20 protein-coding genes, 1 rRNA gene and 1 other RNA gene are annotated in these 22,834 nt (G+C 44.2%); 1 reads left to right on the top strand and 21 read right to left on the bottom strand.

Annotated elements, in window-relative coordinates; translation table 11 throughout:
* The 4 genes from I1A59_RS03660 to I1A59_RS03645 form a co-directional block, all read right to left on the bottom strand.
* Window positions 1-119 (bottom strand): 16S ribosomal RNA (locus I1A59_RS03660); the annotation flags it as partial.
* A 464-nt stretch (window positions 120-583) separates the two neighbouring features.
* Complete coding sequence (gene raiA / locus I1A59_RS03655) at window positions 584-1,126, bottom strand: ribosome-associated translation inhibitor RaiA (RefSeq protein ID WP_196091460.1); 543 nt, start codon at window positions 1,124-1,126, stop codon at window positions 584-586.
* 80 nt (window positions 1,127-1,206) lie between these two features.
* Complete coding sequence (locus tag I1A59_RS03650) at window positions 1,207-1,626, bottom strand: ComF family protein (RefSeq protein WP_196091459.1); 420 nt, start codon at window positions 1,624-1,626, stop codon at window positions 1,207-1,209.
* A gap of 242 nt (window positions 1,627-1,868) precedes the next feature.
* Window positions 1,869-3,158 carry a DEAD/DEAH box helicase gene (locus I1A59_RS03645; RefSeq protein ID WP_196091458.1) on the bottom strand — a complete coding sequence of 430 codons (1,290 nt, stop codon included), beginning with the start codon at window positions 3,156-3,158 and terminating at the stop codon, window positions 1,869-1,871.
* A gap of 54 nt (window positions 3,159-3,212) precedes the next feature.
* Here I1A59_RS03645 and I1A59_RS03640 point away from each other — a divergent pair, with 54 nt between their 5' ends.
* Window positions 3,213-3,860, top strand: coding sequence for a YigZ family protein (locus I1A59_RS03640; RefSeq protein WP_196091457.1), 648 nt, complete (start codon window positions 3,213-3,215; stop codon window positions 3,858-3,860).
* A gap of 38 nt (window positions 3,861-3,898) precedes the next feature.
* On the opposite strand, the gene I1A59_RS03635 is transcribed toward I1A59_RS03640, so the two are convergent.
* The 17 genes from I1A59_RS03635 to gpsB form a co-directional block, all read right to left on the bottom strand.
* Complete coding sequence (locus I1A59_RS03635) at window positions 3,899-4,261, bottom strand: S1 RNA-binding domain-containing protein (protein WP_196091456.1); 363 nt, start codon at window positions 4,259-4,261, stop codon at window positions 3,899-3,901.
* Window positions 4,258-5,658 (bottom strand): Cof-type HAD-IIB family hydrolase, encoded by a 1,401-nt coding sequence (locus I1A59_RS03630; protein ID WP_196091455.1) that lies wholly within the window; start codon window positions 5,656-5,658, stop codon window positions 4,258-4,260. Before I1A59_RS03630 ends, I1A59_RS03635 begins: the two co-directional genes overlap by 4 nt.
* Window positions 5,659-5,667: 9 nt before the next feature.
* Window positions 5,668-6,306, bottom strand: a complete 639-nt coding sequence (locus I1A59_RS03625; protein ID WP_196091454.1) for a response regulator transcription factor — start codon at window positions 6,304-6,306, stop codon at window positions 5,668-5,670.
* The gene (locus I1A59_RS03620) at window positions 6,284-7,297 is read right to left on the bottom strand and encodes a sensor histidine kinase (protein WP_196091453.1); all 1,014 of its coding nucleotides are present in this window, start codon (window positions 7,295-7,297) and stop codon (window positions 6,284-6,286) included. Before I1A59_RS03620 ends, I1A59_RS03625 begins: the two co-directional genes overlap by 23 nt.
* A complete protein-coding gene (gene liaF, locus I1A59_RS03615) occupies window positions 7,294-7,983 on the bottom strand; it encodes a cell wall-active antibiotics response protein LiaF (protein ID WP_196091452.1) in 690 nt (229 codons plus the stop codon). Before liaF ends, I1A59_RS03620 begins: the two co-directional genes overlap by 4 nt.
* 217 nt (window positions 7,984-8,200) lie before the next feature.
* Window positions 8,201-10,123 carry a Stk1 family PASTA domain-containing Ser/Thr kinase gene (pknB, locus tag I1A59_RS03610; protein ID WP_196091451.1) on the bottom strand — a complete coding sequence of 641 codons (1,923 nt, stop codon included), beginning with the start codon at window positions 10,121-10,123 and terminating at the stop codon, window positions 8,201-8,203.
* The gene (locus I1A59_RS03605) at window positions 10,120-10,860 is read right to left on the bottom strand and encodes a Stp1/IreP family PP2C-type Ser/Thr phosphatase (RefSeq protein ID WP_196091450.1); all 741 of its coding nucleotides are present in this window, start codon (window positions 10,858-10,860) and stop codon (window positions 10,120-10,122) included. The genes pknB and I1A59_RS03605 overlap by 4 nt, the downstream gene beginning before the upstream one ends.
* Before the next feature lie 22 nt (window positions 10,861-10,882).
* A complete protein-coding gene (gene rsmB / locus I1A59_RS03600; RefSeq protein WP_196091462.1) occupies window positions 10,883-12,202 on the bottom strand; it encodes a 16S rRNA (cytosine(967)-C(5))-methyltransferase RsmB in 1,320 nt (439 codons plus the stop codon).
* Window positions 12,189-13,118 carry a methionyl-tRNA formyltransferase gene (fmt, locus tag I1A59_RS03595; protein ID WP_247644692.1) on the bottom strand — a complete coding sequence of 310 codons (930 nt, stop codon included), beginning with the start codon at window positions 13,116-13,118 and terminating at the stop codon, window positions 12,189-12,191. The genes rsmB and fmt overlap by 14 nt, the downstream gene beginning before the upstream one ends.
* Before the next feature lie 20 nt (window positions 13,119-13,138).
* Window positions 13,139-15,517 carry a primosomal protein N' gene (locus I1A59_RS03590; RefSeq protein ID WP_196091449.1) on the bottom strand — a complete coding sequence of 793 codons (2,379 nt, stop codon included), beginning with the start codon at window positions 15,515-15,517 and terminating at the stop codon, window positions 13,139-13,141.
* A gap of 102 nt (window positions 15,518-15,619) precedes the next feature.
* Window positions 15,620-15,934: a DNA-directed RNA polymerase subunit omega gene (rpoZ, locus tag I1A59_RS03585; RefSeq protein ID WP_196091448.1), complete on the bottom strand. Its 315-nt coding sequence runs from the start codon at window positions 15,932-15,934 to the stop codon at window positions 15,620-15,622.
* A gap of 27 nt (window positions 15,935-15,961) precedes the next feature.
* On the bottom strand, window positions 15,962-16,588 hold the full coding sequence (gene gmk / locus I1A59_RS03580) for a guanylate kinase (RefSeq protein ID WP_196091447.1): 627 nt from the start codon (window positions 16,586-16,588) through the stop codon (window positions 15,962-15,964).
* Window positions 16,589-16,708: 120 nt separating this feature from the next.
* Window positions 16,709-18,316 carry a ribonuclease Y gene (locus I1A59_RS03575; RefSeq protein WP_196091446.1) on the bottom strand — a complete coding sequence of 536 codons (1,608 nt, stop codon included), beginning with the start codon at window positions 18,314-18,316 and terminating at the stop codon, window positions 16,709-16,711.
* Between the two features lie 924 nt (window positions 18,317-19,240).
* Window positions 19,241-20,833 (bottom strand): cell division site-positioning protein MapZ family protein, encoded by a 1,593-nt coding sequence (locus I1A59_RS03570; RefSeq protein WP_196091445.1) that lies wholly within the window; start codon window positions 20,831-20,833, stop codon window positions 19,241-19,243.
* Window positions 20,834-20,849: 16 nt separating this feature from the next.
* On the bottom strand, window positions 20,850-22,010 hold the full coding sequence (locus tag I1A59_RS03565; protein WP_196091444.1) for a class I SAM-dependent RNA methyltransferase: 1,161 nt from the start codon (window positions 22,008-22,010) through the stop codon (window positions 20,850-20,852).
* 53 nt (window positions 22,011-22,063) lie between these two features.
* An RNA gene (gene rnpB / locus I1A59_RS03560) (RNase P RNA component class B) lies at window positions 22,064-22,430 on the bottom strand.
* A 13-nt stretch (window positions 22,431-22,443) separates the two neighbouring features.
* Window positions 22,444-22,812, bottom strand: coding sequence for a cell division regulator GpsB (gpsB, locus tag I1A59_RS03555; RefSeq protein WP_196091443.1), 369 nt, complete (start codon window positions 22,810-22,812; stop codon window positions 22,444-22,446).
* Window positions 22,813-22,834: the final 22 nt, after the last annotated feature.

Here is a 22,834-nt window from a genome sequence, read left to right as displayed (position 1 = left end):
GCGTTACTCACCCGTTCGCAACTCGTCCAGAAGTGCAAGCACTTCCTTCAGCGTTCTACTTGCATGTATTAGGCACGCCGCCAGCGTTCATCCTGAGCCAGGATCAAACTCTCATCAAAAGTTTGAGCTGTTGCTCATTTTTCTGTCGCTGACAGATTTGTTCTGCGTTAAATCTTCAGACTTCTTTGTTAAACCTCCTTGGTGAACCTTAGTTCTACCTGCGTCAGTTTGCCTTGAAGTCTTTTGATTTAGCTTCGAATTTATTATTGACAGGTAGTATTCCTACTACCCACACATTGGTATTCATCTTGTTCAGTTTTCAAAGGTCATGTCTCTCACGAGACAACTTAATCAGTTTATCAAAACCTCAACGACTTGTCAACACTTTTGTTTAACTTTTTTAAAGTTTTTTTGTTTTCGTTCGTTTGAGCCGAACTATTTTACTGATTGCGTCCCGTTTAAGGAACTCTCCCTTCAGGACTTTATTAGTATACAACATGATGATGGTCTTTGCAAGGGGGAAATGTAATTTTTTTCAAAAAAATGAAGGCTGGGTGAATTCCCAGCCTCGATATGAAGGTGTTTATTTAACTTCGAGAAGTCCAAAACCACCGTCTTCACGTTTGTAAAGAACGTTAGTTGAGTCATCTTCTGCATCTTTGTAAATAAAGAAGTCGTGACCAAGAAGGTCCATTTGAAGAATAGCCTCTTCTACACTCATCGGTTTAAGATCGATTTGTTTAGAGCGAACAATTTTGACTGGATCTTTTTCTTCTGCCTCAATCAATTCATTGGTGAAAATTTGACCTGTCGCAACTTTGGCTCTATGTTTTTTCTCAATCTTGGTTTTGTTTTTACGGATTTGACGATCAATTTTATCGACCACTAGGTCAACGGAGCCATATAAATCTTGGGAAATATCTTCTGCACGAAGAGTTAGGGAGCCAAGTGGAATGGTTACCTCAACCTTAGCAGTTTTTTCACGATATACCTTTAAATTGACCCGTACATCGAGTTCTTGTTCATCCTGAAAATACTTGGAAAGCTTTTCAAGTTTTGCAGTAACATAATTACGTATTGCTTCTGTTACTTCAATGTTTTCGCCACGGATACTATATTTAAACATATATATACCTTCCTTCTAAGCTAGAAGCTTTTCTATATATATAGTATAACGTTTTCACTTCAAAAATGCAAGCCCTTTCCTCATCTTGCGATGGAAAATGTGAAAACATTTTGACTTATGTTTTCATAAATTATTTTCTTAGCCTGGGCCAGAGTCGCTCCTGTTGTGTAAACATCATCCACTAATAGTACTCCTTTAGAGACCTTAAGAGACTGCTTCAATTCAAATACCTGCTCCATTTCTAACCGTTTTCTCCTCCCCTTTCCAATTTGATGCTCAACCTCAGCCTTTTTCAATAGTGGATAGTAGGTAATTCCTGCAGCTTCTAGAAATCCTTCAACTTGATTGAAGCCCCTTTCTTGATACCTGTGGTCTGATACCGGTATTGGTACCACGGTATAGCCCTTCCATTTTCTAAGGCTTTCTTTTACTTCTTTTGAAAAAGCAAAACGAAGCTGGTAATCTCCCCAGAGCTTGTAACGAACAAAATAGTCGGCCATGTTCTTCTCGTATTGGTAAAGGGCTGTATGACAGATCGGGTGTCCTCGTTCTTGCCATAACATACAATCTGAACAGAGTTCTGAGCTACCTGACTTTTGACAAGACGGGCAGCAGTTTTTATCTATTTTTCGAAAGGATAGTCGGCAGGTGGAGCATAGATACTCTTCATTTTTTACCATAAAAAATAAATCTGCGAATAATAGGGGACTTACAATGATGCTTTGACAAAGGATACAACGGTTCAAAATCCGGCCTCCTGATTCATCTGCTTGATTTCTTGAATAGCTTGCTTGATAGCGCGAGTCTGTTCTTGGGCGAAAAAAAATACGAGGCCAAGTGGTCGTTCTGGGCTACGGCCAACACGTCCTGCTATCTGCACTAGGCTACTTTTCGTATAGAGAGGATGGTCAGCTTCCAGAACAAACACATCCACCTTTGGAAAAGTAACCCCCCGTTCTAAAATTGTGGTTGTGATCAGAACTTCCACGCGCCCTGTCCGAAAGTCTTCGACCAGTTCTTTCCGATTGGGAGTCTGAGAGGAGACGAAGGCTGCTCGAAGATGGGGATGCAGTTGACTTAATTTTTGATAAAATGCTTTGCCCCATTGGATCAGAGGAAGAAATATCAAAAGCGGAAAGTCACTTCGACGTTGTTCTTTAAAGGAATGGAGAAACTTCCTAGGCAATCGACCACCAGCTTGATAACCAGACCAATAATGTACTTGAGGGACAACCAAGGGATTCTGGTGAAAACGTTTAGCCAAGGCCAAGCGTTTTAGGTCTCCTCTTTGAATCCATTCTTCCAACCTAGGCGTTGTCGTGGCCGTAAGAAAATGTAAGGGTGCCTTCGGCTTTCGTGCTTGGTCAACAGCTGCATACAACTGGTCGTTTTCATCAAAAGGAAAAGCATCCACTTCATCAACAATCAGCAAGTCAAAAGCTTGATAGAAGCGAAATAACTGCTGAACTGTCGCCACAACGAGTTGACTTCTCCGATAGGGCTCTCCCTCACCATAGAGAAAACAAGAAGCCACTTCAAAATCTCTTTGTAAACGATGATGGAGCTCCCGACAAACGTCAATCCTAGGACTTGCCAATCCCACCACTCCACCTTGATTGAGGTAATGAGTCAGCAAAGGATAGAGCATTTCCGTTTTCCCTGCACCGGTTACAGCATGAACCAGACAAGACCACCCTTTCATACTATAGTCACGCAGCATCCGAGCTACCTTTTCCTGGTCGCTGCTAAGTTGGCCCAACCAACGACAACTCTCTGTCGTCGGAAAAGGCTGCTGTTTCAGATAATACAGCTGTTCATCCGATCGCACGCGCCCCATCTGGATACACTCACGACAATAGAGGGCCCCTTGCGGGAGACGATTTTTTTCATTTAACTGACTTTGGCACCTTTGGCAAACCCATTGACCCTTGATTTTTTCAATACCTGGCATCGTAAGAGCCACAGACTTCAGTTTTTCTGGCCATTCCCTTGCAGGGAGACGTCTGCCCCAATAATTTTTTTCATCTTCCATACTTCTTTATTCGAAAAAACTTGCATTCTTTTTTACTTTGACTACAATAGAATTATGGAATTTAGAACAATTACTCAAGACGGCGCTGCCGAACAAACTATAAAAAAATCCCGTTTCCTCTGTCAGGCTAAGCGGGTTGAGACGGAAGAAGAGGCACGTGCCTTCATTCAAGCTGTGAAAAAAGAACACTACAAGGCGACTCATAATTGCTCGGCCTTTATTGTGGGAGAAAAATCCGAAATTAAACGCTCCAGTGATGATGGCGAACCAAGCGGAACAGCTGGTGTACCTATGCTGGGAGTTTTGGAAAATCACAATCTTACCAATGTCTGTGTCGTTGTCACTCGCTACTTTGGCGGAATTAAACTGGGGGCGGGTGGGCTGATTAGGGCTTACGCTTCTAGCGTGGCTCTAGCGATAAAAGAATTAGGCATTGTCCAACGTAAGGAGCAAATGGGCTTGCAGGTGGAACTCTCCTACTCCCAGTATCAAGAATATGGAAATTTCTTAAAGGATCAAGAATTGGAGGAATACGATACCCAGTTCACAGATACGGTTCAAACTCTGCTCTACCTAGATAAGGAACGACTGGAATCAGTCCAAGCAACTTTGACTGATTTTTATCAAGGAAAAGTAAACTACCAAGAAGTCGGCTTGCGGGAAGTTGAGATTCCCCAATCCCTATATGAGAACCAGGAATAGAAAAAGAACTTGCCTTGAAATGAAGGCAAGTTCTTTTTCTATTCCTCATGATTTTTCAGATAATCCAAGGCTTCTTTGGTCCAGTTAGAAAGGTTCTTTCCTAATGGACGAAAACCAGATTTATAGCGGTCGTTCGTAAAACGTCGACGTCGAGGGAAGCGATGTTTCTCCTCTTCCAAGGTTCGCATAGATAAACTAGCTTTACCAGAGTATTCGTCATAATCTACGACTTGAACAGTAATACTTTGTCCTACCTTCAAAATGTCACTGATATTCTCAATAAATCCAGTCCGAATTTCGGAAATATGGATTAAACCCGTTGTACCATTCTCAAGCTCTACAAAGGCTCCATAGGGTTGAATACCACTAACAACACCCTTGTATTTTTCGCCAATTCTCATTCCTCCACCTCAATTTTCAGAATGATCACGGGTTCTAAAGGTTTATCCATCATGTCTACTTCAACATGGGCAATCTTATCAAGAACTTCAAAAGAAGTGGGATCCATTAACTGACCAAAGACTGTATGTCGACGATCCAAATGAGGAGTACCACCCGTTTCTGCATAATATTCTGCAATCGGTGCAGGCCAGCCCCCTCGAACCAATTCTTTTTTATTGTAGGTTCCACCTGTGTTCTGAACAATGAAGAATTGACTACCATTGGTATGGGGACCAGCGTTGGCCATAGATAAGGCACCACGGAGGTTGTAAAGTTCTTCATGGAATTCATCTTCAAATTCACCACCATAAATGGATTCTCCACCCATACCAGTTCCGGAAGGGTCTCCGCCTTGAATCATAAAATCTTCAATGATGCGGTGGAACGTTACCCCTTCATAATAACCTTCCTTGGCAAGACCAAGGAAATTGGCAACTGTTTTAGGTACACGATCAGGAAAAAGTTTGATCTTCATAGTCCCTTGGTTGGTCTCCATGCTAGCCACAGGTCCTTCGACTTTCTCCAAATCCAATTGTGGAAAGTTTAACAGTTTAGGAATCAGCCCCATTTCCACTAAAGCATGTTCAATTCCATTCTCTTCCACTAACTTGGTCACAAAGTCCGCCTTGTCCTTAACGGAATCAAGAGCTCCTCCCATGGCAACTGCCAATCCAGCTAGATCAAACACCTCCAAATCATTTAGACCATCACCAAAGACCAAAAGATTCTCCGGCTTGAGGTTTAAACTTTCCAGAACTTTTTTGACACCAACCGCTTTTGACATATCCTTGATTACAACATCGCATGAATTAGTGTGCCAACGAACCAGACGAAGATCTTTAGCTAATTCCTCTGGCAAGGCTAAATCCTGTTCTCCTTCCTCGAAGGTCCACATTTGGTAAATGGCTTCTTTTTGATCCAAGTCCGGATCGATCTCAAGTCCAGGATAGACAACGTCAATGGCTTCATTTATGAGTGGGGAACGTTTAGAGAGGCTAGCCTGATCTTTTCCAACCAACCCATAAGCCACTTCTTGGTTAGCAGCCCAATCTTTATAAGCTTGAACCTGTGCCTCTGGGATGGGTTGGCTAAAAACAACCTCACCCTTGGCATCTTCCACATAAGCCCCGTTTATCGTTACCAGATAATCAGGTTTAAGAGCTCGCAATTCTGGTACAACACCAAGAGGTGAACGGCCAGTCGCAATTCCCACCTTAATTCCAGCTTTTTTTAAGTCACGAAAAACACGCTCAATCGAAGCTGGGATAAAGCCTGTGTCCTTCACCCGTAAGGTATCGTCAATATCAAAGAAAACAATTTTTATTTTTTTTGCCTTATATTTTGTTTTAGTATTCATGTTTACTCCTTATCCCCAATCCTCATCTGATTGCACCAAATGATGTTGAAAGGCATAGATAACTGCCTGTGTTCGATCACTGACTGCCAATTTTGAGAGGATATTTGAGACATGTGTTTTAACTGTTTTTAATGAAATAAAAAGTTCGTCTGCAATCCGCTGATTTTCATAGCCTTTGGCCAAAAGGGCGAGGATATCCCGCTCCCGGGGGGTTAAGTCTTCGTGCAAAGGACGATTGAGGCGGTGTTGTTCGAATTTTTGAGAAACTTCAGTCTGGATAGCCATCTCCCCTTGCGAAACTTTCCGAATCGCACTGAAGATTTCATCCGCCGAGGAAGTCTTGAGAATATACCCCTTGGCTCCAGCTTCTAAAACAGGATAAATCTTTTCATTGTCCAGATAAGAGGTCAAAATTAAAATTTTAGCTTCCGGCCAAGCTTCCAAAATATTCAATGTGGCTTGAATTCCATCGACATCAGGCATCAAAAGGTCCATGACAATCACATCTGGTCGCAATTCCAGCGCCAATTCCAAGCCTTCCTTGCCATTATTGGCTTCACCAATAACCAAGGTATCCACCTGCAAGTTAAGATAACTTTTGAGGCCCAATCGGACCATCTCATGATCATCCACTAATAGAATTTTCATCGAGTTCTCCCTTTAAAATTGGTATGCGAATATCAATCGCGACTCCCTGATAGGGAGCCGTTCTGAGGGTCATTCTACCTGCCATATCTTCTACCCTCTCTTCCATATTGGCCAAGCCATAATGGAAATCTTTGGTTTGATTTTTTTGAAACCCTACCCCATCATCGACCATTTTCAGCTGCAACTGACCCGGTGTCTGTCTAAGATAGACTTCAATATGTTTTGCTTGAGCGTGGCGCAAGGTATTGCTGATAAACTCTTGCACAATCCGATAACAATGGTTTTCAATTTCAGACGACAAGTTTCCAACCGAAACTTCTAGACGTGTGGAAATTGAGCTCTTTTCCTCCACTTCTGAAAGCAACGTTTTAAGAGCAGTGACTAGGTCACGTCCCTCCAGTTCCCTGGGACGCAAGTGAAGTAACAGGATCCGTAAATCATTCTGGGCGGTATTCAAGATACCCTCCACTCCTTGCAGCTGTCCCCGCATTTCATCCGCATCGATACTGGATTGCCGGAGACCCGAGACCATCATGCTTGCGGCAAAAAGCTCTTGGCTGACCGTATCATGTAGATCACGGGCAATTCGTTGCCGTTCTTCAGTGATAACCTGGGCCTTCTCAACCAACTCCTGGTTCTCCTGCTCCTGACGATTTTCCTGCAAACTTTGAATAGACTCTCCTAGTAGCTGGAGATCAGCGTCTAAGATAGGGTCATCCAAACTCGTGTAGGTTTGGCCTTTACGAATTTGTTCTAGGGCTGGATGCAGGCGATTGCGCATGGTTTGGGCACGCCATATCTGAGCCAAAAAGGCCAAACCGACTGTTCCTACCGACAAAGCTAGCAACATTGCCAAAATCTGGAGTCCAATCCAATCTCTTAACCAGAGATCAACCCAATTATAGTCTAGTAATTGTAAAAATTTTGTCGTTAAAAAAAAGAGGAGTCCAAAGGTTGCCACAAAAATAAAGAGATAAACACCCTTTCTCATCGGCGAATCACCTCCACGTTCCCCAAGAGGCTGGAAATAACCAACTTGACAGAGCGATTGGCCTGATACAAATCCTCGCTATGAATCTGTAACTGTTCATTGCGCAAATAGTAGGATTCATCGAAGAAGTGAACATCTCCATACAAAGTGTTCACAGATAACTCAACGGCAAGGTCTATTGGGACATAGATCTTGGTGTGACCGACGACCTTGCGAATCAGGATAAGATTAGCTTCAGGACCAATGACCACTTGGTCTAGATAGAGAGTATCATTACCACTAAAGCGAAAGAGATTCAAATCCTCAAAATCCTGATCTTCTGCTAAAAAATAAGAGAAATCTCCAATCCAAGTATTACGCTGCTTTGTTCCAGCCTGTGGTAGATGAGTAACTACTGTAGGCTTATGTTCCCGATAAAGGTAAGGAATACTGGCTGTAAATCCATAAATTAAGCCAAAAATAATAGCTGCCATCCCAAAGGGGTTGAGACTAAAGGCTAGAAAGAGAAACAAACTCAAGGCCACCAGGAGTAGATTGGACTGGCTGTCCACCCGATAATAGTGATACAACAAGAGACAGAGTACTAAAAAGAGTATCCCCCTTGTCAGATCATCTGTAAACATCGTTAAGAGAGCGAGTGTTACTAGAATTAACTCGATCAATACAAAAAAATGAATTTTTCTCATCACAAGCTCCTTGTACCTTCTTATTGTATCAAATGGGAAGCCTCCTGAACAGTAACAACCCACGGAGAACCAAAAAAGGCCTGGTCTAGTTCCCAAGCCTTCTTCATTTTGTATACTCTTTTAGTTTATCTTTTATTACTGTGTTAGCTCGTCTTGCCGTACTTCAGTACTGTCTGCGACTCGCTGCCTTGTACTAAAAGCAAACTCAAAGACTATATTATTCCTCTATGTTGGATTGTGAGGATGTATCACTTCGACTAGAGGTTGAGGTTTCCGTGCTGGTATCCGTATCGATCAAGCTATCATCTGTTGGTGATGAATCAAAACTGGAACTATTAGATGAATAGCTGGATTGATTTTGAACAACCGCTGCAACCGTCAATTCAATATTTGCAGACTTAACATCTATAATATTTCCCACCAAGGGATTTTGCCGAACAATGATATCGGACTGGGCAGCTGTCACATCATTCGTCACGCGCCGTGTGATTCGGTTAGCTGGAACTCCTAAGTTAATGAGAATATCCCGCGCATCCCTATAAGTCATCCCCGTGAAATCAGGCATCTCAATCGTGGTCGCTTGGCGAGCTACTTGCAATACAATCTTCGTTCGTCCGGTCGGATCAAATTCTGTTCCTTCCTCAGGAGTCTGAGCTAGGACAGTCCCAGCTTCTTCATAGGTATCATCTACTTCTTCAATCTGAATCAAGCGGTCAGGCACCTGATGTTCCTCCCGTAGGATATGCTCAGCTTCACTAAGAGTCCTTCCCACCAGATTTTCCATCTTAAAGCGGGTTCCCTCAGCCGACACAATTAAATCAACCGTCGAACCTTCACGTCTTTGGGTACCAGATTTCGGATTGGTCCGAATGACATTTCCTGGTTCTATTTCTGTCGAAGCTTCTTCGGAAACATTCCCAACGACAAGTCCTGCAGCCTCAATCTGGCTCCTTGCATCGGCTAAGGGTAGATTTTCAACTTGAGGAATGACTGCAGATGCCGGACTAAGGAAGATCAGGGATAAGACTGCTAAGACTACCAATACAAAGGCTCCAAAAACCACCTTGTAACGCATACGAATACGCCGACGACCGTGTTTCATTTTGGCGGTAGCCCCAGATTTCTTCTTGTTGACTGGCTTTTTCTTTGGAGTAGCTGGCTCTTCTGCTTTAGAGTCACCCTCTTCCTTTTTGGCAGGAAGTTCTACTGGACGGGCTGGTGCTGGAGTCACCTTTGGACTGGGAGTAGATTTGGGAAGTGTTTTAACTTCTGATTCTTTTTCGGAAAATTGTAGGATTGGCTCATTGCGGCGCTCGTAAGAAAGACTGGTGGAAAGATCCAAGTACATATCCGCAACCGTCTTATATCGGTCTTCCAGTTTCTTAGCAGTGGCCTTTATGACAACATTTTCCACGGGATTCACTACCCGAGGATTCTCTTCCCGAATAGAAGGGAGGGGTTTTTGAAAATGCTGTAGGGCAATCGTAACTGCACTATCCCCGTCATAGGGAATATGCCCCGTCAACATTTCATAGAAAATAATTCCCATCGCATAAATATCCGATTGGACAGTTGCCTTGGAACCCCGCGCTTGTTCAGGCGAAAGGTAATGCACGCTTCCTAGCATTGAATTGGTTTGCGTCAAGCTGGTTTCCGCAAAGGCTACCGCTATCCCAAAGTCTGTGACCTTAACAGTCCCACCCTTGGTCAAGAGAATATTTTGCGGCTTCAAATCACGATGGACAATCCCTCGCATATGGGCTAGACGCATAGCCAGAAGAATTTCCCCCATGATACGGACAGCTTCTTCATTACTAAGAGGAGCTTTTTCCTTTAAGTAACGTTTTAAATCCAGGCCAGACACATATTCCATAGCCAGATACTGCTGACCTTCTTCTTCCCCAAGATCTGTAATACGAACGATATTGGGATGGTCCAATTCGGCCATAGCTCTAGCCTCACGTTGGAATCGAGCTACTGCTACCGGGTCTGTCTGATAGTTTGTCCGTAGAACCTTAACAGCTACTTCCTCCCCATCCAAAATCAAATCCTTAGCAAGGTAGACATCTGCCATTCCTCCACGTCCGATCTGCTCCAGGATTTTGTAACGACCAGCAAAAATTTTACCGATTTGGATCATAGCTGGTCCTCCTGCTGATAACGAACAAGCGCAACCGAGATGTTATCCAGACCACCTGCATCATTGGCCATTTGAACCAAGGTTTCAGCTTTTTCATGAAGCGATAATTCGCTAGCCAGAATTTCCTTAATTTGCTGATTGGTCACCATATTGGTAAGCCCATCACTATTAATAATTAGGTAATCCCCTTCCTGAAGCACAGCTAAGCCAATATCTGGCTTAACTGGATCTTGTTGTCCAATAGACTGGGTAATAATATTTTTTTGAGGGTGATTCATAGCTTCTTCTTCTGTAATTTGCCCCGCTTTCAAGAGCTCATTAACCAAAGAATGATCACTGGTCAACTGGATATATTCCTGTTGATCCCAGATACTAACCCTTGAATCTCCGACATGTGCAAAAACAGCCTGGTTGCCAATGATAGCAACAGCATCCAAGGTTGTACCCATTCCACGAAATTCTTCTTCTTGTCCCATGGCATGGATTTTTTGATTTTCGATTTCCAATTGGGTTTCAAACCAGGCACGCATGGTATCAATTGAATTGATATCGGTATTGACCCAAGCAGCTCCCAGGTCAGTCACCGCCATCTCACTAGCAATGTTGCCAGCTCGGTGACCTCCCATTCCATCGGCTAACACAATCAGAGGATTACCCGCGTGGTTACGAAATTGATTGACAAAATCTTGATTATTGGAACGTCTTTGTCCCACATCTGTCAACAATGCAATCTCCATGTCTTCTTATTTCCTCCTTCAATCAGGATTTCTTTCTTAGTTGGCTGATAAAAAATCCATCCGTCCCGAATAACTCAGGTGTGATTAGAAGACAGCCATCTACCATCATCTCTGTCTTAGGATGAATGAGCGGAACCTGTTCAAAGTCAGGATGTCCTTCTAAAAACTTTTGGATCACTTCTTGATTTTCTTTTGCAAAAATTGTACAAGTACTATACGTTATTATACCACCTTCTTGCAAGGTTTGACAAACACTATCCAATATCTCCAACTGAACCGCTTGGAGTTGGTTCAAGTCCTCCTGATTTTTACGATATCGAATGTCGGGTTTACGACGCAGGAGTCCAATTCCTGAACAAGGAGCATCGACCAGAATCTTATCAAAGTACCTAGGTGGAAAAACCTTGTGAACAGCACGCGCATCCAAGCGTTGGGTTTTAATTCGATCTGTCAAACCCAGGCGGTGAGCAGTTTCCTCAATCAGAGCCAACTTGTGGTCATATAAGTCCAATGCTACCACCTGCCCCTTATCCAAATAAGAAGCTATATGGGTGGTTTTCCCACCAGGTGCACTACAGGCATCCAAAACGCGTTCCCAACCTTCTAAGTTCAAAGTGGGAGCCACCAGCTGGCTGGACTCATCTTGAATAGTCACGAGTCCTTCTTTAAAAGCCTGGCTGGCAGCGAACGGACCATGGTCTTTGACCAAACCGCAAGGTGAAATCTCAGAGTCCCTAGCATCCAATTGGTCACGCAAGCTTGCTTTTTCCGCCAAGTTCTGAATCCGAATGCTAGCTCGATTTCGCCAGAGAAGACTGGCCATAATAGCTTCAGCACGTTCCTGTCCGTATTCAGTAATAAGATCGCGAACCAACCAGACAGGTAGCGAATAGGTCACCGATAGGCGCTTATTAAGGCGCTTGATGCTAGCTGGATCAGGTACACCTTGGTCCTGAATTTTACGCAGAACTGCATTAACATAGCCGCCAGCTGCAGAGTGCAGGCGTTTTTTGACCAAGTCAACTGCTTGGTGGATGGCTGCCCGATTTGGAATTTTTTTCAAATAGAGCATTTGATAAAGGGTCAGGAGCAAGACGGGATAAACTGGGGAATCTAACTGATCACGGTCTGGGATAAAAGAGGATAAATACCACTCCAAAGTAATTTTGCGAGTCAAGGTGCCATAAACCAATTCAGTCACCAGGGCCTTATCTGTGTTAGAAAGGTGACACTGGTTCAACGCCTTGTTCAAAGCTAGGTTGGCGTAGGCTCCTTGTTCTAGAACTGCTTCAAGAATTTCAAGGGCAAGCCCCCTTGCCGTTATTTGTTTACTCAAAGCGATCTCCTACCTTTACTTCCCGTCCAACGCCATTAAGGAAATCCTGAATAGGCATAGCCGCCTTACCAAAGGGTTGTAGACGAAGAATGGCTACGGCACCACTTCCAGTCCCCACATGCAAGGATTTCTTATCGCGGAAAATGACCTGCCCCGCAGGCCCATGCCCATCAACGAGCTGAGTTTCTTGAATTTTTAAGCGTTCCCCCTGCCAGAAGGTATGGGCTACTGGCCAAGGATACATGCCTCGGACTTGATTAACCAAGGCCACCGCAGGCTTACTCCAATCCAACTGCTCTTCCTCCGGTTTGATATTAGGAGCGAAGGTTACTAAATTAGGATCCTGGGGCTCTGGTTGAATTTCTCCTTTAGCATAGGTCTCTAATTTTTCCAACAAAAGGTCACGACCCAAAATAGCTAATTTTTCAAAGAGGGTTCCCACATTGTCTTCTTTCTCAATTTCAAGCGAAGCCTGCGCAATCATATCTCCAGCGTCCATCTCTTTGACCATCTCCATCAAGGTCACGCCAGCTTCTTTATCCCCATTAATCAAAGCATAGTGGATGGGTGCTCCACCCCGATACTTGGGCAGAAGGGAAGCGTGCACGTTCACTGCAAAGTCAAAGGCAGCTAAAAGCTTTGTTGGTAAAAACTGGCCAAAAGCTGCTGTGACAATCCCATCCGCATCCAGCTGCATCAAAACTTCCATTTCTGGACTTCCGGATAGCTTTTCTGGCTGAAATACAGGTATGTCATGAGCTAAAGCCACTTCCTTAACTGGAGTCGTCCGCAGCAGTTTCTTGCGACCAACTAACCGATCTGGCTGCGTAACAACCGCAACAACCTGAAACCGTTCATCTGCTAACAAACCTTCCAAAACCGTGGCCGCAAAGGCAGGGGTTCCCATAAAAATGATATTCATGAATCAATCCTCTTCTTTCCTTACTGGGGTTCGTGGTCAATCGTCAGTCGAACCTGTTGAAATTCTTTAGTCTGGCTCAAATCCAAAACGCGGTTAAGCGCCGTTTCTAAACCAGCTTCTTTCCTGTATTTAATCAATATTTGATAGTGGTATAGATTGTGGGTCCGACTAATGGTCGATGGAGTAGGTCCAAGAACCACTACTTCAGCAGACAAGTACTGCCGAATGAGACCAAGAGTGCGATAGGCAATCTCCTCTACGACCCGTGCCTCCCTGTGGGAAAAATGCAAAGCCACTGTGAAATAATAGGGAGGGTAGCCTGCTAATCGACGAATACGCATTTCCTCTTGATAAAAGCCTTCGTAATCCTGTCGGGAAGCAAAGCCAATCGCATAGTGTTCTGGATTGTAGGTCTGCAAATAAACCCGACCAGGCTTATTGGCCCGACCTGCCCGACCTGCCACCTGCGTCAAGAGCTGGAAAGTCCGCTCAGCAGCCCTGAAATCAGGAAGGTGAATCCCCGTATCCGCATTGAGCACACCCACCAAAGTCACATTTGGAAAATCCAATCCCTTGGCAATCATTTGTGTCCCTAAAAGGATATCTGCTTCCCCACGACCAAATTGTCCCAATAGTTTCTCGTGGCTACCTTTTTTTCGGGTTGTATCCACATCCATACGGAGAACTCGAGCCTGAGGGAGAAGCTCATTTAGCTCCTCTTGCGCTCTTTCAGTCCCAGTTCCATAGTAGTGGATATCTCGACTCTTGCAGTTCGGACAGGTCTGGGGAATTCCTTTTCGAAAATCACAGTAGTGACAATTCATGGTTCGGGTAGACATATGTAAGGTTAGGGAAATATCACAATTAGGGCAGGTATCAACTTCACCACAAACCCGACACATCATAAAACTAGAAAAACCACGCCGATTCAGCATCAAGACAGCTTGCTCTCCCCGCGCCAAAGTTTCCTCCAAGGCTTCTAAAAGAGGGGGGCTAATATTGCGGTCTTCCTTACTGGTCTGGTAATCCCGTAAATCTATGACTTCGACTTGTGGAATCAACGCTTTGGGGTTGGCTCTCTGCGTCAATTCAACAAAATCATAGACACCACGCCAGGCTCTTGCTCGCGATTCTAGACTCGGTGTTGCCGACCCCAAAACCAAGGCAGCCTGATGATACTGGGCCCGCAACAATGCCACATCTCTTGCATGATAGCGTGGATTCGTGTCCTGCTTATAACTCGACTCATGTTCCTCATCAATAATGATAATACCAATATTGGTTAAGGGAGCAAAGATTGCTGATCGAGCCCCAATCACAACGCGAGCCTGACCATGGGCGATTTTCCACCACTCATCATACTTTTCTCCAGCTGAAAGCCCCGAATGCAAAATGGCTACCTCTTGACCAAAGCGGCCAATAAAGCCCTTTGTCATTTGGGGGGTCAGAGAAATTTCTGGTACCAAGACAATCGCATTTTTCCCGGCTTTTAAGACCTCCTCAATAACCTGCAGATAAACCTCAGTCTTCCCGCTTCCCGTAATCCCTTCTAGCAAAACGGGTTGGGTCTTTTCTTCCCCAACATGAGCCAGAATTTTCTTTTTAGCCTGAGCTTGTTGATCATTCAACCTGGGGGCCTGAGTGGGCTTAATCCCTTCAAAAAAACTGGCAGACCGCGAGACACTTTTCTCAAAAACTTCTAAAGCACCTTCGTCCGTTAAGTACTTGGTCACTGGACTGGTGAACAATTTATTCAGTTCCGTCAATCGACCTTCATTTGGATGTTGCAAAAGGAACTCACGCGCCTCTAGCCGTTTAACGGCTTGTTTGCGTATCTCAAGCTTTGACAAGACTTGAGGGTTGGGCCGGTACCACTTCTCATACTTGAGAGTCGCCTGATCCTCAGCAAGATATTTCACTTCAACTTGTCCCTTGGCTACCCATTTTTGTACCTGGACTAACTCCTCAGGGCTCAGCTTAGAAGCACGCCGCCCTCCTCCGCTTGGAAAAAAGGTAGTGGCATCCGCCAGGTCTAATCGATCAGTGGGGAGGTACAATTTATCATACTGAGATTGCAACAGGCTGGGCATCATCATTTTGAGCAGTTGGATTTTAAATGAAAATACTTGGTGACGTAGTTGCTCCACCAACCACAACTGCTCCTGGTTCAGAATGGGGATCTCATCCAGAACTTCGACGATCTCTTTGAGTTCTAAACCTTCTTTCTCCTCTCCCTTAAGGCCTATAACTACCCCCTGAATCAAGCGATTCCCATTGCCAAAAGGCACATGTACACGAACCCCGACTTGGATATCCTCCTGCCATTTATCTGGAACTCTATAAGTAAAGGGACGATCGGTTTGCCCCGTCGGCACATCTACAATAATCTCTGCCAGCATCTTTACCTCCTTAAAGGCTCAAAAAGGGAGTCTCTGGGACCTCTTTTACACGTGTCCCCTTTGACTCCCTCCATTTTGTGGACGTCTAAGAAGCTGCCTTGCTTAGATTTTTCCACCTTCTTCTTTTTCTTTGGCAATTTGTTCTTTAATTTTCTTCTCTTCTTCTTCCTGACGCTTGCGCTCTAGCTCAGCCTTCAAGCGAACCAATTCACGCTTAGCTTCCGGATCAGGGTGAATCACCACCGTACCAGCCTCGATTTCTTCCAAAGCACGAAGCGTTGACTTCACAGATTTGAAATCTTGAGTCGCTTCCGCACCCGCTTCTAACTCGTGAGCCCGCTTGGCTTCAAGAATAACAAGGGAATACTTGGAGGGTACTTGATCTAGCAAGGTGTCAATAGAGGGTTTTAACATCATAATGGAATACCTATTTTTCTATAAAAACTAACGAACGGTCGCAGTATTGCGCACCATGTCTTGGTAATGGCCGATAACGCGATCAACGCGAAAATGTTCCGCTTCGATGACACGCTTCACACGCTCTGCCGCAAGGGATACTTCATCATTAACGATGGCATAGTCATATTCCCGCATCAAGGCAATCTCTTCTTTCGCCTTTTCGATACGTTGGGCAATGACATCCGCAGAATCGGTCCCACGACCAACCAACCGGCCCTGAAGTTCATCTAAGTCCGGCGGAGTCAAAAAGATAAAGACCGCATCTGGAACCTTCTGCTTAACTTGCAACGCTCCTTGAACTTCTATTTCCAAAAAAACATCTATCCCTTTATCCAGGGTTTCATTGACATAGTTCAAAGGTGTGCCATAATAATTGCCAACGTATTCAGCATACTCCAACATTTGACCTTGGCGAATGAGTTCTTCGAACTCTTCGCGAGTCCTAAAGAAATAATCCACACCATCGACTTCTCCAGGACGCTGAGCTCTGGTGGTCATGGAGACTGAGTACTGAAATTGGTTATCAGAACTTTCGAAAATTTCTCGTCTAACAGTCCCTTTCCCAACACCGGAGGGACCTGAAAATACTATTAATAAGCCGCGATCAGCCATGAGTTCTCCTTCAATATCTTTAAAGTCTAGTCTATCAAAAATGACTACCATTTTCAACCAATTTTCTTGTATCTAAATGAAAAGCCCCTCTTGGTTTGAACCAAAGAAAGGACTTCTCAATTATTTAGCAAATTCAATGGCTCGAGTTTCGCGAATAACAGTGACCTTGATGTTTCCAGGATAATCTAAGTTGTTTTCAATTTTTTCACGAATATTGTGAGCCAAGAGGGTCATCTGGTCATCTTTTAGTTTGCTTGGGTTGACCATAATGCGAATTTCCCGTCCCGCTTGAAGTGCGAAGCTGGATTGAACACCTTCAAATTCGGTAGCGATATCCTCAAGATCACGTAAGCGTTGGATATAATTTTCCAAGGATTCACTGCGTGCACCTGGGCGGGCTGCACTGAGAGCATCTGCAGCAGCGACAATAACTGCAATTACAGAAGTTGGTTCGACATCACCATGATGGCTTGCGATGGTATTAATGACCACAGGGTGTTCTTTATACTTACGAGCCAATTCCGTTCCAATCTCAACGTGACTTCCCTCTACTTCACGATCTATCGCTTTCCCTAAATCGTGAAGGAATCCAGCCCGGCGAGCCAATACTGGATTTTCACCTAACTCACTGGCAATAATACCCGAAAGTTTGGCCACTTCAATGGAATGTCGTAGAACATTCTGTCCGTAAGAAGTCCGGAATTGCAAGCGGCCCATCATTTTCATAAGATCCGGGTGCAGATTGGGTGCCCCAATTTCATAAGCTGCATTTTCCCCGTATTCACGAATACGTTGGTCCATCTCAAGTCGGTTTTTCTCCACCAACTCCTCGATTCTAGCTGGGTGAATCCGACCATCCTTGATCAAAGCCTCCAAGGTCATCCGGGCGATTTCTCTACGAATTGGGTCAAATCCAGACAACACAACCACTTCTGGAGTGTCATCAATGAGGACGTCAATCCCAGTTAAACTCTCAAAGGTTCGAATATTACGACCTTCTCGACCGATAATACGACCTTTCATATTGTCGTCAGGCAAGTGAACGATGGCGTTCGTTTGTTCTGAAACAAATTCTCCCGCCATGCGTTGCATGGCCTGTGAAAGGATGTCTTTTGCGACCTTATTGGAACGCTCCTTGATTTCCCATTCTGCCTCCCGAACCCGATTGGCAATCTCAGAAGTGAGTTTGACCTCAACCTCTTCTAAAATCTGTGTCTTGGCCTGATCTGGGGTCAAACTTGCAATACGTTCGAGTTCTGCTCTCCCTTGATCTTCAAGGGCTGCGACACGTTCCTGACGTGCATCAATTTGTTTAGACTGTTCTCCAAGAGACTGCTCTTTTTGATCCAAAAGCTCTTCCTTACGAGCCAACTTTTCATCTTTACGATCTAAGCTACCGGCTCTCAGAGTCAAACGATTTTCCGTTTCCTTGAGCTCTTGACGTTCTGTTTTGAATTCAGCTGCTACATCTTCTCGGTACTTCCGAGCTTCTTCTTTTGCTTCTAGCAAAACTTCCTTTTTAAGGGCCTTAACCTCACGCGTCGCCTCCTTCATTAAGGATTTAGCTTCCCGCTCAGCCTGACCACGAACAGTTGTCGCTTCTTGTTCAGCATTTAAGAGTGCCAACGCAGCTTCCTCCTGCTTCTTGGCCGTCGCTTTGAGACCAAGGGCACTTCCTGCTCCTAAACCAATGATGACGGCAAAAACAAACAATCCAATTGTTACCATGTTTTCACCTCATTATTTCAAATTGAATGCTCTATAACATTCTTTACTATTTTATCACAAATCATCTCTATATTGTTCATTTATACTAAAAATCCCACATATAATGTCCCATAAATGCAAACCAATCAATTTGATTTAGCCAAAAAATATCGCTATACAGCCTCTTACTTGAAAAAGAATTCAACGTTAGCTTCAAAGGTGAAACATTCAAAGAATCACAAGCTAAGTTCTAGGAGGATCTTACGATAGGAATAGGGACCTAGGATACCTCTATAAACTTCAGATAGTCACTCAGAAAATCAAAAAAGCTTGCAGAGACTCTTTGCAACTCCCTAGACCTTTGCTGTCTGTACTGTTGTTATTTTTACAAGTGGGTTGGAGGTAAAATGAAGGGCTGGGTAACAGACTTAATAATGAAGACTGAGTAACAAAGAGTGTAAGAAACAACCATGAGTCCATTCCATAGCTCTATTGTTCTGGGAAACATTCAATAATTAATGTTCAAACCGGGTTTTAATAATCCGCTAAACTTATATTACGAGGAGGCTGTAAGGATTTAAAAACACAAACCTCATTTTTTTAAAAAGAATTTTTTAATATTTTTCATACTGGACAAACTTCAAAATCGGAATACTCGAAAAATTTCAAAAAACTGACTAGGAAAACCGATGATGGTTGAACTGAAGTTCACCGAAGAGTCTTGACAACGTCAGATTTTGAAATTTAATGAGTATAGTCTTTTAGTTTACTTTTAGTACAAGGCAGCGAGTCGTAGACAGTACTGAAGTACGGCAAGACGAGCTAACACAGTAATAAAAGATAAACTAAAAGAGTACATCACTTTATAGATTTCCTCCAATCCTCTCATCACACCACTTTCAAAAAAATAAGACTGGATGATGTTTCCAGTCCTATTTCTACATGTTAATAATCAAGAGCATCCGCTCCACCAGGTGCGTTCCCTACGTAATAACCAGTTTTAGCATTAATACTGAAGAGATAGGTTCCGTCAGGTTTAAAGAGGTTGAAGTAGGCGTTCCCATTAATGATATTCACCCGCTCCAGGATGTACTGGTTGCCTACAATGTAGCCGTTGCGACGGGCATCATCCAAAATCCGTTCCAGTACACCCGGAGTAAAGAACCAAGCTTGATTTTCAGAGTCCACCAATTTTGCAGGATCATATGGTACGCGACTCAACTGACGTTGGATTGGAATACCCCAGTTGATGTAGCCGCCACCAGCTGGAACAACTGCTGTTGCTGCTTCAGGCGTAACCACCATTGCTGGATAGGCTTGTCCACCTGGAGAGATCGTTGTGGTCGCAGGTGCTGGATTTACTGGAGCTGTCGCTTGCACGGGTGCCACAGGCGCAGTCTCAGTCGGAGCCGGTGTTTGTGCTTGTGCCTCTGTCGTTGCAGATCCGGCGTTGGAAGCAGCGTTAGCCGTTTGTGGTGCTGGCGCTGCCACAGCCTCTTGCCGTCCTTTCTCTAAGCCTTGTTTAATTAAGGCGTTTAAGCTCTCGTTGCCACTATCGATATCACCAAAAGATGCATTAGCTTTGGGTCTAGCATCTGCCTGAATTTCACCATCAACTAAAACTGGTGACTCAAACTGCGCATTGAGGTCTTGAATAGCAGAGATTTCCTTGGACAATTTGTCATAAGTCTCCTTAGCCTTATCATACTCTTTGGTATTTCTTAGCTTATTCAGAGCTTCTTGTAGTTTTGGTAAATCTCCAAAGGCAGCATTCTTCAATGCTGTCTTCTCTGACGAAGTATAAAAGGTATCCAACAAATCATTGAAGGCCTTCAAATTTTCTTCCACTGTCTTTTCATCCTGGCTCGAACTCGAACTAGATGAGCGACTTGAGGAACTAGATGAAGTGGTTTGTTGGTAAGACTGTTGCGATTGTTGCAACAAGGCATAGCTAGTCCCACCTAAAACAAGAATCGCTAAAGCAGCAGCCGCTGAGTATACAAAGGATTTTTTCTTATAAAAAGGAAGGTTGGCCACATGCCGTGCCCCCTCAGCAGCAAACTCCTCGGTTGCTGAAACCGTTGAATGAACCGAAGAAACTGCTGCAGGACTAGCCGCAAATGTCACATCCACCTCACTGGTTTCTTCCTCCGGCCCCGTAGAAGATGCTACTGATTCCACCGGGATCGAGTCAAAAACAGTTGTTTGTCCCAAATCATCAACCTTATCCGCAACTTCAGAAATTGCTTCACTGTTAAAAGTGGAAGCCACTTGAATGCTGGTCTCAGAGCTTAGGTTCTCCGAAACTCTCCTAGTTGCTTCGGACAAGTCAATGGTCTGGGTATCAAATTTAGCTTGCTGGATTTCATCTTTATGCTGCTTGATATACTTGTCCAAGGCATTATCCCCGGCCACAATCCCCGCTTTACTTTCTTCATTCTTGCGGACCGCTTCTGCGACGGTTAGATCTTGCGCCTGTTCTAGGTCCAAGATGCCATCATGTTCCGATTGCGGCGGAATTCCATCTTGTTTCGACATATGATTCTCCTTCTAATTAAGATTCACTCTCCGAACGTCTCACGCGCTCTCCGTAATATTGATAATAATCTACTCTTAGAGTTCCATTATACAATTTTCTCTTCTTATCCGCCACACTGCCAAATTTCTCCTCAAATTGACTGTCACTAGTCAGAATGAACTTACTCCAAGTTTTCAGGGGAGCAAACGTTTCTCCCATTTCCTGATACAAGCGGGTCACGCCTTCATCATCCATCAAGCGTTCCCCGTAAGGGGGATTGGCAATAATGACGCCATTAATAAGATCTGTCCGAAAGTCTTGTAACCGCATTTGCTTAAAGGAAATACTTGAAGCCACACCGGCTCGTTTCGCATTTTCCTGGGCCAAGCTCACCATCTTCCCGTCAAGATCGGAGGCCATAATTCTTAGATCCAGATTCGTCTTCTTGGCTGCTTTAGCCTCTTCTTTTACCATTTTCCAAAGAGCTTGATCAACCCAAGGCCATGCCTCGAAGGCAAAAGACCGCTGCAAACCAGGAGCCTGGTTGAGTGCCTTCATTGCAGCCTCGATCACAATGGTTCCAGACCCACAGGTGGGGTCGACTAAAGGTTTATCTGGGAACCAATTCGAAAGATTAACTAAGGCAGCGGCCATATTTTCCTTGAGGGGCGCCCCTCCCTTCTCGGTACGGTAACCACGTTTAAAGAGACTGTCGCCACTAGTATCTAGCAGAACCGTAACTTGATCCTTAAGAATGGCTACTTCAATAGAGAATACAGGGCCTGTTTCAGGCACGGGAACACCTTCTGGGCGCGCATAAACTTTCTGCATTTTTCGAACAATCGCCTTTTTAGTAATCGCCTGCACACTAGGTTCATTATGTAACTTGGATCGAACACAACGAGCCTTAGAAACAGGAAATTGAACACCAAGCGGAAGATAGTCTTGCCAATCGATGGCAAAGACACCTTGATAAAGGTCCTCAAAAGTCTTGGCTGGAAACTGTCCCAAGACTAATTTAATCCGATCAGCAGTACGTAGCCAAAGATTGGTGCGCATAAATATCTCCTGGCCGCCTTGAAATCGAACCTTGCCATTTTCAACCTGACAGTCAATTCCCATATCTCGTAGCTCACGCCCCACCAAGGCTTCCAGACCCGCTGCAGCCGTTGCCACTATTTGAAATTCTTTTTTCATACTTTTCCTCTATAAAACAAAAGCTAGCATACGCTAGCTACCTATGTGTAATTTTCTATAAGCCATGTTCTGTTCCGGAAATAACTAGGTCTTATTTCCTTCGATAATCATCTGTCTACCGGTATCCCGGTCAGGATGCTCCGTTCGGATTCCAGGCATCCCATGCCCCGACCAAAATTTGGGTTGCTAGCTTGAGGGGTTTACCGCGTTCCACTTTTCCCGTTTCCAGGAAAACTCCGTCACTGTGGCACTTTCAGGTCTAGTAAAGCTTATCCGTGGACTTAGCTTTTTCGACCGCCGTAACGATTTCTCGTCCCTAGGCTTATGTCTTCGCCTAGCACAAACACTACCAGCATCACAGCTGGTGCTAGCATGGACTTTCCTCATACTTGACAAGCAAGTATGCGATTATCCAAAAATTACACGTTCTTGATTACAAACCTTTTTCGACAATCTGTTTGCCAAAGACCTCTTTCTCAAGACGGTTCAAACGGCGTAAAATATCATAATTGGAAACTGAAACCGCCTGTTCCTTGGGAAGAGCTGTCTGAGTATAAGTCGGTTGTACAGGTGCTTGTGCCTGTACCCGTGGTTGTACTGGCTCCTGGGGGCTTGGTTTAGCAACTTTTTTCTTTAATTCTTGGATTTCTTGTTGCAATTCTTTAACCAGAGCTGCATAGGTTTCATAATCTTTGATGACATCATCTAGAAACTCATCAACTTCTTCTTTATTATAGCCCCTTACGGCTGTCTTAAAATCTTTGTCAAAAATATCTTTCGAGGTAAACTGAATACTGGCCATCTCTCTCTCCGTTCTGATTTAT

The sequence above is a fragment of the Streptococcus sp. NLN76 genome, from assembly GCF_015686645.1.
Taxonomy (GTDB): domain Bacteria; phylum Bacillota; class Bacilli; order Lactobacillales; family Streptococcaceae; genus Streptococcus.
This window is presented reverse-complemented; position numbering and strand designations above follow the sequence as displayed.